Raw genomic sequence first — 13,402 nt, forward strand, 5'->3', positions numbered from 1 at the left:
ATATAAGAATGGCTGCAGGACGGAATGAGTTGCGCATGATCTGGCTGATTACCCTGCTGATTGCCGGGATCAGTGCCTGGTATCTAAGTTATCAGATTGTGACTTATCTGTGTGGTTTGGGGTTTATCTTTAGCGTGATGCAATATGTCACTGCGGTAGAAGCACCGCTGAATCAATTGGCCGGACAGCAGCAGATGTCCTTGGAGCAAAACTCTAAAGTTCCTTTATATATTTCTTCAATTACTGCCATTGTTGGTGGACTGGCTGAACTGGATTGGCTGATGGGGATCGGGATTACGGCCTGGGTATTCTTTTTGCTCAGGTGGCTGCAACGTCTGGAAGGGCGCTTGATACAGCTGCAATCACAATCTCTTTCTGCCGATCCCTTACAGCGATCACCGGATCGATCCGATTCTGTTCCATTGATGAAAACTGAGTCTGCCCAAGAGGTAAACGATTCTCCTCATCTGGTAGATCAACTGCAGCGCTGGCTTTTTCAGGGGAATCCTGTCCTCAAGGTCGCAATCAGTATTTTGGTGATTGGGATTATTTTACTGCTGCGCTTTGCCACCGAGCACTGGCAACTCAGTCTGGCTGCAAAATTGGGCCTGGTTGCACTGGCAAGTGGCTGTGTAACAGGTCTGGGTTATCGCCTGATGCAAAAAAATCGGAGTTTTGCTCTGGCACTGGAAGGACTGGGTTTGGGGAGTCTGTTCCTGACCTTATTTTTTGCCTATTACAATCTGGTGATTTCCACGTTACCGTTGGCAACATTGCTATTTCTCATTATTCTGGCCATCACTCTATATTTAAGCCTGAAACAGGAAAGCATCGAACTGGCTTTGATGGCTTTGCTGATTGCTTATCTGGCGCCGTTTACCTTACCGACCCGCGATGCTTCTGCCGTTGAGCTGATTAGCTATTATTTGCTGATCAATATCGGGGTGGCAGTGCTGAGCAGTTTCCGACCATGGAAGATTCTCAATCAAATTGCCTTTTTAGTCACTGGGGTCGTTGGCGGGATATATAGCCTGATTCATGGTTATACATATGAGCGTTATGCCATGACTGCGCTGATTCTGGCACATAGTGCACTGTTTATCTGGCTAGGTTTCCGCTTTAGCCAGTTGCTGGCACGACAGGATCTCTCACGTTTTCAATTAAAACCGGTATTGGACTTAGCACTGATTTTTGCTGCTCCTATTACCGCTTATATTTTTTTGTATCTGATTCATTTTAATCAGCCTAATCAAAAACTCTGGCAAGCTGGATTAAGCCTGTTCTTTGCACTGGTCTTTGCCGCTTGCTGGACACTGTTGCGCCGTAAACAAACTATCCAGCTCATTTCGCAGAGCTATCTGAGCCTGATGCTGATTTTTCTCGCTTTAGTGCCACCGATCTTATTGACAGAACAATGGAGTGTGATTGGCTGGGCAGTTGAAGGTGTGCTGATTTATTTATGGGCCTTGGAAAAAAATGTCCGGGTAGCACACTATCTGAGCATGGGTTTATTGCTGATGGCCGGATTCAGCAGCCTGTATTATCTGATCGAGATTAATCCCACACCGCGAATCATTTTCTGGATTTTGAGTCTGTGCTATGTGGCAGTCGTGGTCATCAGTCAGCTTAAAAAGCAGTACCAGCAGCAGATGGATAGTCTGAGTGTCAGTTTTTTAAGCAGCGTGAGTGTCGCGGCCAGTCTGATGCTATTTGCCTTGCTGGAAGATGAATTTCCGAGTCAGCATGCCTATGTACTGAGTTTATTTATCATCACACTGGGTTATGTAATGTTCAATGAAATGATCCTGCGCAAAAATCAGGAATGGTCTTGGTTACTGCCGAAGTGGAGTGGCATCTCGCCCTTGCTGGTCATTGCGGTGATTCTAACTCTGGATCGCAGTCAAAATGCGGTGATTGTCTGGAATAGTGCTCTGGAAAGGGGAGTTTTTGCCCTTTCAGCGATATTGTTGGCCATTCTGTGGCTTAGACCGCTGGCTGGCTTGCAGCTCTCCAAGGAATGGGTGAGTTTTGGTGTTTTTAGCAGTCTGGCTTTGGCAAGTGTATGCCTGATCTCAAATATGCCCTATCTGAGCATGGTGATTTTGCCTTTATTCTTCTGCCTGTGGTGCTATCGGCAGGATGTGCAGTCAGGTTGGCAGCAGCTTTGGCAAACCAAGAGCTGTTTATTGCTGATGGCAACTTGGCTGGTTTGTTCACAGCTGTTTAGCCAGCAAGCCTTTCAATATTACTGGCTGCCGATTCTGAATCCTTTTGACCTGATCAGTATCGCCATGTTTGCCAGTTTTATCTGGATGCTGTTACAGCAAATTAAGGTGGGACGTGATAAAGGCATGATCGCAGTTTTAATGGTACTAAGCCTGTTATGGCTATCCAGTTATATTATTTTAAGAGCTTTACATGTGTACCTGCAGACACCGTTTAATGAGCTGGCATTATGGAACAATGCAACAGTTCAGCTCAGTCTGACCATACTTTGGGTATTGCTGGCCTGGATTACCATGTGGACAGCAACGCTCAAAAAACTGAAACCGATGTGGATTTTAGGCGGCAGTATTCTGGTGATTGTGACCTTGAAATTAGTACTATTTGACCTGTCACATATTGGTACCCTGACCCGAGTGATTTCATTCCTGCTGGCGGGCGGGGTGATGCTGCTGATTGCTTATATTGCACCGATGCCGGAGAAAACTGATTGATTGAATCCTCTGCCTAACCCTCTCCTTTAAAAAAGGAGAGGGAATCTAAGGATTATTTCAGACCAGGCTCTCTTTTGAGGGCCTTGTCATTGGCGTATTGATCGATCTCTTCATTTTCTAGAGGGCGGGAAAGTGGAGGATCGACAAAGCCCATTTTTGGCACCGGAATTTCAATCTGGTTATCGACAAAGCCGTTGCGAATCCGTTCCTGCATTTCATCACGAACTTTCAGGTAGTTTTCCTGTTGGCACCACACTGCAAACAGCAGTTCAATCGAAGATTCACGGAAAGCGGTAACGGTGACTGCAGGTTTCGGGTCGGCCAGTACCAGTGGATATTTATTGGCAACGTCCAGCAGAACTTCGCGTACCTTGATAATATTTTCATGGAAATTGATCGCCAACGTAATCGGAATCCGCCGTATCGGAAATTTCGACAAGTTCTGCACCGGTGCCCGAATTAGCTGTTCATTCGGTAAACGCACATAGATATTATCTTGGGTCAAAAGTTTAACCGAGAGCAGATCAATCGAAATCACTTCGCCTTCAATGGTATGCCCACGAATCAAGGTAATCTGGATGGTATCACCGACTTCAAAAGAACCTTCACCAATCAGGAATAGACCACTGATCAGGTTGGATGCTGAGGTTTGCGAAGCAAAACCCAGTGCGACCGTTAAAATCCCTGCAGCGCCAAGGAAGACACTGAGTTTAAAACCGGCTTCTTTCAGACTAGCCATCACAAACAGCAGGAAGATAAAATAGAAAATTCCGCGGCGCCAGACCAGTTTCTGATGGGCATTAAAACGGACACCAATGGTGCGAATAAAGGTATTGGAAATAAAGCGTGCGATCAGGAAACCAATAAAGCACAACACCACCGCCACCAGAACTTCGGTCAAACGGTCGGTATTGATATTGGTAAATACTCCCTTCAGGCTGTTGGTGACTTCGGTCGGAATATTTGAACTTGGCATCAGACGCCCTTAGAAAAATGAATCAAACATATTAAATAACGCACCTGCCGGATCGCGCGGTGGATGCAGATAGGCCACTTCACCAGCATTTGGTGGTGTGCGGTTTTCGACCCGAATCCGTGGTGGACGATCCGAACTTTCATGCAAAACGCGGATTTGTGAGGTCCATAAGCGGCCGGTACTTTCACTGTAAAAAAGCGGCAGGGCAGGCACTGGCACATTCATTCGGTCAAAGCGCAATTGCTGGTTACTGGTATTGTGAAACTCAATCGGCGTGACTGCACGAAAGGCTCGCGGATGTAACTGTTTCAGTTCGGTTCTGCCATCGACTGCGGTGGCATAGCAAATTTCCCCCGAACGGTGATTGGGTCCAAACCAGGTGTCTTTTGGCAAGATTACCGGCAAATCGAAAATCGGTTCGCGCTGCCCCTCGACAAAACCGGCAATCCATAAGGGCGTGCTGATATAAAGCGTACCGCGCTGTCCGGCAGGAATATAAATCGGATCGACTGGTTTAATCACCACAGAACGGTCTGCAAGGCGTGGCATCAGTTGCAATTTGTTTTGCGTGGATTTGAACATATAGCGTTCAATTTTCACAGGTGGGGGAAAGGCAAAATTCGGATCATCAATCTGATGCCATTGCTGTTCATAATCGTATTGCACAGAAGGGCGGAAATATTCCAGTCGCCATTCCTGAATGCCCCGGGTCAGCCGAAACAGCAAGGAGCCAAACTGCCAGGCTTTAGACTGATTTATTTCAAAATTCTGTTCTCCCCACCAGCGCATTTTCGCTGTATTCGGGATTAATTCATCTTTATCTCGCGGCAATCTTGGCACCCTTTCTTGCTAAATCTTTGAAAACATACTTCACGCTGTCATATGCTTAGAGTACACTCAATTTAAATTTTTTCATCATTATTATAATCCGCGATGCAAGTACTTAAACAATTACAAATCCCATATAGCTTCGCCAAGCGCCATGGTGTGCTGTTGCGTTATGAGGGAGATCAGGCCTTTATTCTGCGTCGTGACAATACCTCGATGCTTGCATTGCAGGAAGCTCGCCGTCTGCTCGGTTATCCGGCTCATTTTCAACTCTGTAGCGAACAGGAATTTAACCAGTTACTCAGTTCCAGTTTTGCCGGCGATAGCGGCGAATCGCAACAGGTCGCTGCCGGTCTGGAAGATCATCCGGATTTACTCAGCCTGGCTGATTCCGTACCTGAAGCTGAAGACCTGATGGATCAGGAAGATGATGCGCCGATTGTGCGGCTGATCAATGCATTGCTCTCAGAGGCGATTCGTGTCGGGGCTTCCGATATTCATATTGAATCTTTTGAGAAAAAACTGTCGGTGCGTTTACGGGTCGATGGCCAGTTACGCGAAATTGTACAGCCACGCCGTGAACTGGCACCGCTTCTGGTTTCACGGATTAAAGTCATGGCCAAACTGGATATTGCCGAAAAGCGTATTCCTCAAGATGGCCGTATTTCATTACGCTTGGCCGGACGTGAAGTCGATGTCCGTGTATCCACCTTGCCATCTTCTTATGGGGAGCGGGTGGTGATGCGTTTGCTGGACAAGCAGGCCGGCCGTTTGAACATGACCCATTTGGGTCTGATGAATAATGACTATGATCGACTCAAGACCTTAGTACATCGCCCGCACGGGATTATTCTGGTGACTGGCCCGACCGGTTCGGGTAAAACCACCACCTTGTATGCGGCACTTTCTGACCTGAATGACGGTTCCAAGAATATCCTCACAGCTGAAGATCCGATTGAATATCAGCTGGAAGGCATTGGACAAACGCAGGTCAATACCAAAGTGGATATGACCTTTGCCCGTGCGTTAAAAGCGATGTTGCGTCAGGACCCGGATGTGGTCATGGTTGGTGAGATTCGTGATCTGGAAACCGCAGAAATTGCAGTACAGGCATCCCTGACAGGACATCTGGTGTTATCCACCTTGCATACCAATACTGCCATTGGTGCGGTTACGCGCCTGAAAGATATGGGAATTGAGCCATTTCTGCTGTCCAGTTCTTTAATCGGGGTAATTGCCCAACGTCTGGTGCGTACCTTGTGTCCACATTGCGCGACCTGGCATGAGGCAGATGCTTTCGAGAAGAATCTATTTGGCAATATTGAGCATCCCCAAGATTTAAGATTACCGCAACCTCAAGGCTGTGAACGTTGTGGCAATACTGGCTTTAGTGGCCGTACTGCAATTTATGAAATTGTCCCAGTCGATGATCATATGCGCCGTTTGATTCATGGCAATGCGGCTGAATATGAAATCGAAAGCTATGTACGTCAGCAGTCAGGTTCCATTCGTGATGATGGTCTGCGTAAAGTATTGGCCGGAAAAACCACGATTGAAGAAGTATTGCGAGTAACCAACGAAGCAGTAGAATAATTTTTTAATCTGCTCGCTTTATCATAATGATCGTCAGGACTTTTGGATATTTACCAGAGACTGACGATTTTTTTCATGAGTTGTGCACGAAAAGGTGCAGTCGGATTTCCCGGATTACGCAGAATTTCATTTTCATAAAAGTTCTGCCAGGCTTGTGCCATTGCTAAACTCAGTCCTTCCTGTTTCATTGTTTCAACATCTGCCTGAGTAATATTGAGAAAACGGGCTTCAGCATCTTTGGGGCCAGCTCCCCAACCAATAATCCCTTTACCAAATTCACGCAGAATCATATTGTTGGGTGTTGCAGGAATGGGCAGGCGTTCAATTTCAGTATTGACCAGAGATTTTAATTTTGGATGGATTTTTTCTGAGAGATAAAGATCTGCAAAAGAGGCTGTAGCAGTGAGGAGCAGGAGAGAGCTTAGAAGAACAGGTTTTAACATCAATATAAATCAGATAATTGTAAATAAGAATCATTATATATAGGTTATTAGGTTTTTGCTGCAGTTTTCAAGTGGGGAAGAGAAGTAGCTTTTGACGAAAGATGAAGAGGGTAAATTTTGAAATTTATAATGAAGATTTAGCTATCCTGAAGCTATTTTTTTCAGGATAGCAGTTAAATCAAAATCTTAAGTAATCACATTTAAGTTCACATCAATATTATTGCGGGTCGCATTCGAGTATGGGCAGACGATATGCGCAGCATCGACCAGTTTTTGCGCTTCTTCCTGATCCATGCCTTCAAGATGGATGTTTAATGTCACTTCGATCCCGAACCCGGTAGGAATCGGACCAATCCCAACATCACCTTCAATATAGGCATCTTTACTGATATTGAGCTTGTCACGATTGGCAACAAATTTCATTGCACCCAAGAAACAGGCGGAATAACCTGCGGCAAAGAGCTGTTCAGGATTGGTTCCACCGCCTGGTCCCCCCATTTCTTTAGGTACGGCCAATTGGACGTCCAGAATCTGATCGTCAGAAATGGCGCGGCCATCACGGCCCCCTGTGGCTTTGGCATGTGCGGTATAGACGGCTTTTTCTAATGACATGAGTTAAATCCCTGTTTATTTTTCGTAGAGCTTCTATGCTCGGTGATTTCACCTGAAGAATAAGCAGGGATTTTGTTATTTTATGCAAGCAAATGAAACGATTCAGGAAAGTTGAAGAAGTCTACGGTGTTGCATTAAAGGCATGGATTCACGCACTTTTTGCTGTTCATTTAAATCAAAGTCGACGGTGATGAGTTGAGCACCTTCTGCATGGATCATATTAAGAAGTTGTCCACGACTATTGGTGGCGGCTGCATGTCCCCAAGTCTGGCGTTTTTCTCCATGCCAGCCTTGTTGAGCTGCACCAAGCACCGAGCATTGGCTATCTAGAGCACGTGTTTGCAGAAGAAGCTGCCAGTGCATTTCACCTGTGGTATAGGTAAAGGCAGAAGGAGCGGTCAAGAGGTTTGCACCTTTGGCTCGTAAATTTAACGCCAGTTCCGGAAAGCGCAGGTCATAACAGACCATTAACCCAATATTGCCAAAAGGTGTTTTGGCTACGACAACATCTGTGCCGGGTTCAAAGAACTTGGATTCCTGATAACCACCGACAGCATCGCCGACTTGCACATCAAACAGGTGAATTTTGTCATAACGTGCTTCGGTCCGTTCCGGACTGATACACAGGCTAACGGTACGCACTCGGCCATCCTCAATGATTGAACCATCCGGACGATAAGGGCAGGGTAATGTACCGGCAACGATCCAGGTGTCATATTCATGGGCAAGTTGTTCTAGACGTTGCTGAATCACTTCAAATTGTGCAGCAGTTTCACGCTGTTTACCTGCTGCAAAACAGACAAAGTTTTCCGGGAAAACAATCAGTTCAGCACCATTGGCCTTACTTTGTTGAATTAAAGATTCAATCTCCACGAAATTGGCATCAATTTCATTTTGAGAATTCATTTGTACAACAGAAAGTAAAGTCATAGGGTCCTCTTATAAGATGGTTATACCTTTTGCTCGGAAATTTTATCTAAATTGTCTTGCTCTTTCTGTAGCTGTTTGACTAAAGGTTCAAACATATTCTGGTTGCTTTGGTTCAGCTTCATCAAGGTTTTATGCGCATCCAGAACCGTATTCAGCATATTTTGATGCGTGACATATTCTTCCATCAGCGCACGTGTGCAGACATTTGGATCACCACAATAATTCAGAATCACAAACACTTGGCTCAATCCCATACTGTTGGCCAAAGTGGTAATGTCAGAATTGGTAGAAAGCATGACAGCCTGAATATTGTGTACTTGCTTGAGTTTGAGTCCTAGTTTCGCTAAAACACCCAGTACGGTACTGTCAATGAAACTGGTTTCGGTGAGATCAACGATAGCGCCAACTACGTTGTCTTGCTGTTCAATTTTGTTCAGTAATTTGTCTAGACTAATACAAGATTGGGCACGCACTTCGCCGATAAGCTTAAAAATATGCGTTCCATTCAGACTTGCATATTCAACATGACCTGTTGACATATAAATGCCATTTGCAGAGAAGGATATTAAATTATCCCATAGGGTGTATTGATACTCAAGTGGCTGAAAGTAGTAATCAAATTAAGTGCTTATAAAGCCTGTAAATATACTGCTAATTTACGCGGATAAAGCTTAAAAAGGCGATATCGTCAGCCACATGTTCCGGAGCCTGAAAAGATTGATTCTGCAAATGGTGTAATAATTGCGAGAATTGTTCATTTAAACCACCATCAAAAGGTTCCAGTGCGCCATCCGAACAGATAATAAAGCGCGCATTGCGACTTAATACCCATTCATTTTCCTCAACTTCAAGATCTTCGGTTAAGCCCAAAGGGAAACTGCTGGAAGAGAGGATTTTAGGTTCTTGATTGGGTTCAAATATAATCGGTGGAGGATAATGTCCAGCGCTGGACCATTTTAATACATGGGTTTCCAGATTAAGAATCCCGGCAATCATGGTGATGTGCTTTTCAATATTTTCCTGCATCAGCATACCGTTCAGCTTCTTGATCAGCTCGCGCGGCGTCTTGGAGCGACCATGGAAAGCTGCCATCCAGGACGTGAGCAAACTACTGGTGACGCCATGTCCGGATACATCGGCCAAATAGAAAATCACTTCTTTGTCGCTGATTTTCCAATAATCATACCAATCCCCTGAAAGATAGGCTGAAGGCTGAAAATAGGTTTCGACCTCGTAATTGGTCAGTTCAATCGGATTCGGTAACAATTTTTTTTGTAGTTCTGCAGCAGAAGGCAGGTCACGGCTATCCTGGTTACGCTTATATTGTGCATCAATTTTTTGTAATGCCAGATCTGGATTCTCGGGAAGCTTGTTCCAGATCCAGCCGGCTAAAGCACCTTGTTCCCAGGCCTGAGCCAAAGCAGTACCTTCATTTTCTAAGGCCAGTACAATCGTAGGCAGATTCCACTTATATTTCAGATAATCATGTACATCTGCAATCGCAATAATCGTAGAGTCATACAGTTCATGATCATCCAGATAGATCATCTGAACATGAGGAAGCGTATCAAGTACTTGATCTAAGTAAGGAATATCACGAGTCGGTTGAATGAAATACATAAAAAAGTGATTCAATCCCAGGATTGGCTATAAGATGTACTATAACAAGCAAAGTATTGCTAGCGAACAGATTTTCACTAGCAATCATACATGAAGCTTAAACTTAAAGATCTTCGTTTGAAGATTCAATGTTGCTATCACTAGAAGGTGCATCATCAGAATTGTCATCTTCAAAATCATCTTCTAGGAAAAGCGTATCTTGTTCTGTACCTTTCTTTTCTGCAATTGCATAATTGGTACGTTGTAAATAAATATCGCGAATCTGCGCATAGCGATCGCCAGTCAGCACTCCTTCAACGTCCAGTATTTCTGAACGGGTATCGATGGCACGCCAAAACTGATCAGTCCAGTAAAGTCCATCTTCATCTTCGAGAATGTATTTTTGTGGACGAGCTTGACTATCTACAGCAGTACCGATTACGCCACGGACAGAACTTGGACCTAAAAATGGCAACATGATATAAGGGCCAGAAGGCACGCCATAATACCCTAAAGTAATTCCAAATTTTTCCTCTTCATGGCTCAAGCCAAGGCGACGTGCTGGATCAGCCAGTCCTAAAGTCGTTAAGGTATTAATAGTAAAACGACCTAGAGATTTAGCAGCGCGGGCAGGACGACCTTGAATCAGCTGATTCACCACATTCCAAGGTTCACCCAGGTTACTGCGGAACTGGGTATAGCTGCCACGAACATCTTGAGGAACTTTTTCCACATATTGTACAGCTATGGGACGTACCACGGTGCGGTCAATCGCATCATTAAACTGATAGATCTTTCTATTTAACGGCTGAAAAGGATCTTTAACTTCTTCAGCTTGTGCTGCACTGGCATCAACTTTCAGTTGCGTTTGTAATTGTTGCGCTTTGGTTGAGATCTTTGTTCTAAGTGGCGTTTTTGCAGGCTCGTTTTCCAGATTTTCCACATCGGTGGCCACCTCGGCGAAAACATGTGCGCTTGAGGCTAAAGAAAATAAGCATATAGATAAGTAAATAGAACGATGCATAAGGTAACCCGAGGCCTTTTCTGTGTAAGTAGCACTACTTATTAGTATGAAAATAATAAACGTTATATTCACGAATAGACATCATTTAAGCAAATTTGTATAAAATGAATGAAAACACACGAAAAGATTAAAAAATATACATACAAAATGATTTTCTTGAAAAAGGTGTTGCAAGGGCTCTGAAATGCTGTAGAATGCACATCCATCGGCGGTGATGAAGATTAAAACTTCTTATAAAACAGTGACTTAGTTAAGTTTGATTAAGTTCGGTTTTAGAAAGAAATTTTAAAAATAGTTTTCATTGCTAGTTGACACTAAGAATATCTAGTGTAATATAGCCGACCTAGCTTGCTGATGACGAATCAGCAAGAAGATCATTAAGAGATTATGAAGAACAACTTGTGTGGATTTTTACTGGTTGATCGATCGAAATTATTTTCATTGATTGATGGTAGAAATTACTCGAAGTTTATTTGAGAAATATTTGTCAGAAAATTGATGAGCCAAGATTGGCACCCTTTAAAGGTGCTACATAGTATTAAACTGAAGAGTTTGATCATGGCTCAGATTGAACGCTGGCGGCAGGCTTAACACATGCAAGTCGAGCGGGGAAAGGTAGCTTGCTACCTGACCTAGCGGCGGACGGGTGAGTAATGCTTAGGAATCTGCCTATTAGTGGGGGACAACATCTCGAAAGGGATGCTAATACCGCATACGTCCTACGGGAGAAAGCAGGGGACCTTCGGGCCTTGCGCTAATAGATGAGCCTAAGTCGGATTAGCTAGTTGGTGGGGTAAAGGCCTACCAAGGCGACGATCTGTAGCGGGTCTGAGAGGATGATCCGCCACACTGGGACTGAGACACGGCCCAGACTCCTACGGGAGGCAGCAGTGGGGAATATTGGACAATGGGGGGAACCCTGATCCAGCCATGCCGCGTGTGTGAAGAAGGCCTTTTGGTTGTAAAGCACTTTAAGCGAGGAGGAGGCTACCGAGATTAATACTCTTGGATAGTGGACGTTACTCGCAGAATAAGCACCGGCTAACTCTGTGCCAGCAGCCGCGGTAATACAGAGGGTGCAAGCGTTAATCGGATTTACTGGGCGTAAAGCGCGCGTAGGTGGCCAATTAAGTCAAATGTGAAATCCCCGAGCTTAACTTGGGAATTGCATTCGATACTGGTTGGCTAGAGTATGGGAGAGGATGGTAGAATTCCAGGTGTAGCGGTGAAATGCGTAGAGATCTGGAGGAATACCGATGGCGAAGGCAGCCATCTGGCCTAATACTGACACTGAGGTGCGAAAGCATGGGGAGCAAACAGGATTAGATACCCTGGTAGTCCATGCCGTAAACGATGTCTACTAGCCGTTGGGGCCTTTGAGGCTTTAGTGGCGCAGCTAACGCGATAAGTAGACCGCCTGGGGAGTACGGTCGCAAGACTAAAACTCAAATGAATTGACGGGGGCCCGCACAAGCGGTGGAGCATGTGGTTTAATTCGATGCAACGCGAAGAACCTTACCTGGTCTTGACATAGTAAGAACTTTCCAGAGATGGATTGGTGCCTTCGGGAACTTACATACAGGTGCTGCATGGCTGTCGTCAGCTCGTGTCGTGAGATGTTGGGTTAAGTCCCGCAACGAGCGCAACCCTTTTCCTTATTTGCCAGCGGGTTAAGCCGGGAACTTTAAGGATACTGCCAGTGACAAACTGGAGGAAGGCGGGGACGACGTCAAGTCATCATGGCCCTTACGACCAGGGCTACACACGTGCTACAATGGTCGGTACAAAGGGTTGCTACCTCGCGAGAGGATGCTAATCTCAAAAAGCCGATCGTAGTCCGGATTGGAGTCTGCAACTCGACTCCATGAAGTCGGAATCGCTAGTAATCGCGGATCAGAATGCCGCGGTGAATACGTTCCCGGGCCTTGTACACACCGCCCGTCACACCATGGGAGTTTGTTGCACCAGAAGTAGGTAGTCTAACCTTAGGGGGGACGCTTACCACGGTGTGGCAGATGACTGGGGTGAAGTCGTAACAAGGTAGCCGTAGGGGAACCTGCGGCTGGATCACCTCCTTAACGAAAGATTGACGATTGGTAAGAATCCACAACAAGTTGTTCTTCATACGATGTATCTGAGGGTCTGTAGCTCAGTTGGTTAGAGCACACGCTTGATAAGCGTGGGGTCACAAGTTCAAGTCTTGTCAGACCCACCACTACTGACGAAGTACGGAAAATCAGAAACATTGACTTATTGATAAGCTGGGGACTTAGCTTAGTTGGTAGAGCGCCTGCTTTGCACGCAGGAGGTCAGGAGTTCGACTCTCCTAGTCTCCACCAAATTTCAAGATCATAAAAGCACTGCTTTTACTTGAAATTTAAGCAAGAAGCTACGCTTCGCGCAGTATGTAATCATACAGTGATGAAGTTGTTTAGTTCCTAAGCGATCAAGTATTTAGATCCTAGAGATTAACAAGTACAAGCGTTATGATACGCGGACTTGATAATCTCTGTGATTTATCACAGTTTCCTGACCTGACGAAGGCTGGAAAAATCATTAACAGAATATATTTGAGTTGAAATAATTTGTTCAAACTCGTTTTTAAGATCAACACTAACAGTGATTTATTACTGTGATGTGAAGATTAAGGAAATGAGTTCTAGCGAAATTAACTGAATCA

The 13,402-nt window shown here is 45.0% G+C and carries 10 protein-coding genes, 2 tRNA genes and 1 rRNA gene; 5 read left to right on the plus strand and 8 right to left on the minus strand.

From position 1 onward, the window contains the following. Positions 1-8: 8 nt before the first annotated feature. Positions 9-2,717: a DUF2339 domain-containing protein gene (locus tag F894_RS03825; protein WP_005246041.1), complete on the plus strand. Its 2,709-nt coding sequence runs from the start codon at positions 9-11 to the stop codon at positions 2,715-2,717. A 52-nt stretch (positions 2,718-2,769) separates the two neighbouring features. On the opposite strand, the gene F894_RS03830 is transcribed toward F894_RS03825, so the two are convergent. Further along, complete coding sequence (locus F894_RS03830; protein WP_005246043.1) at positions 2,770-3,693, minus strand: mechanosensitive ion channel family protein; 924 nt, start codon at positions 3,691-3,693, stop codon at positions 2,770-2,772. 9 nt (positions 3,694-3,702) lie between these two features. After that, positions 3,703-4,482: a hypothetical protein gene (locus tag F894_RS03835; protein WP_086044916.1), complete on the minus strand. Its 780-nt coding sequence runs from the start codon at positions 4,480-4,482 to the stop codon at positions 3,703-3,705. A gap of 144 nt (positions 4,483-4,626) precedes the next feature. Here F894_RS03835 and gspE point away from each other — a divergent pair, with 144 nt between their 5' ends. Then, a complete protein-coding gene (gspE, locus tag F894_RS03840) occupies positions 4,627-6,114 on the plus strand; it encodes a type II secretion system ATPase GspE (protein WP_005246044.1) in 1,488 nt (495 codons plus the stop codon). 50 nt (positions 6,115-6,164) lie between these two features. On the opposite strand, the gene F894_RS03845 is transcribed toward gspE, so the two are convergent. The 6 genes from F894_RS03845 to F894_RS03870 all read right to left on the minus strand — a co-directional run bounded on the left by F894_RS03845 (position 6,165) and on the right by F894_RS03870 (position 10,722). Further along, positions 6,165-6,557 carry a DUF4951 domain-containing protein gene (locus F894_RS03845; RefSeq protein WP_005246046.1) on the minus strand — a complete coding sequence of 131 codons (393 nt, stop codon included), beginning with the start codon at positions 6,555-6,557 and terminating at the stop codon, positions 6,165-6,167. Between the two features lie 186 nt (positions 6,558-6,743). After that, positions 6,744-7,169, minus strand: a complete 426-nt coding sequence (locus tag F894_RS03850) for an organic hydroperoxide resistance protein (RefSeq protein ID WP_005246047.1) — start codon at positions 7,167-7,169, stop codon at positions 6,744-6,746. A 102-nt stretch (positions 7,170-7,271) separates the two neighbouring features. After that, entirely contained in the window at positions 7,272-8,099 is an 828-nt protein-coding gene (locus F894_RS03855; RefSeq protein WP_004278248.1) for a carbon-nitrogen hydrolase family protein, read from the minus strand. 20 nt (positions 8,100-8,119) lie between these two features. Then, complete coding sequence (gene gigB / locus F894_RS03860) at positions 8,120-8,638, minus strand: anti-anti-sigma factor GigB (protein WP_005103337.1); 519 nt, start codon at positions 8,636-8,638, stop codon at positions 8,120-8,122. A 112-nt stretch (positions 8,639-8,750) separates the two neighbouring features. After that, a complete protein-coding gene (gene gigA, locus F894_RS03865; protein ID WP_004732911.1) occupies positions 8,751-9,719 on the minus strand; it encodes an RsbU family protein phosphatase GigA in 969 nt (322 codons plus the stop codon). Between the two features lie 103 nt (positions 9,720-9,822). Continuing rightward, on the minus strand, positions 9,823-10,722 hold the full coding sequence (locus F894_RS03870; protein WP_005246048.1) for an MlaA family lipoprotein: 900 nt from the start codon (positions 10,720-10,722) through the stop codon (positions 9,823-9,825). 540 nt (positions 10,723-11,262) lie between these two features. Here F894_RS03870 and F894_RS03875 point away from each other — a divergent pair. From F894_RS03875 to F894_RS03885, 3 genes are all read left to right on the plus strand, one after another. Continuing rightward, a 16S ribosomal RNA gene (locus F894_RS03875) occupies positions 11,263-12,800 on the plus strand. A 60-nt stretch (positions 12,801-12,860) separates the two neighbouring features. Further along, a tRNA-Ile gene (locus F894_RS03880) sits at positions 12,861-12,937 on the plus strand. 48 nt (positions 12,938-12,985) lie between these two features. Continuing rightward, positions 12,986-13,061, plus strand: a tRNA-Ala gene (locus F894_RS03885). The last annotated feature ends 341 nt before the right edge of the window (positions 13,062-13,402 follow it).

This window comes from Acinetobacter sp. CIP 51.11 (assembly GCF_000369665.1).
Lineage (GTDB): Bacteria > Pseudomonadota > Gammaproteobacteria > Pseudomonadales > Moraxellaceae > Acinetobacter > Acinetobacter lwoffii_S.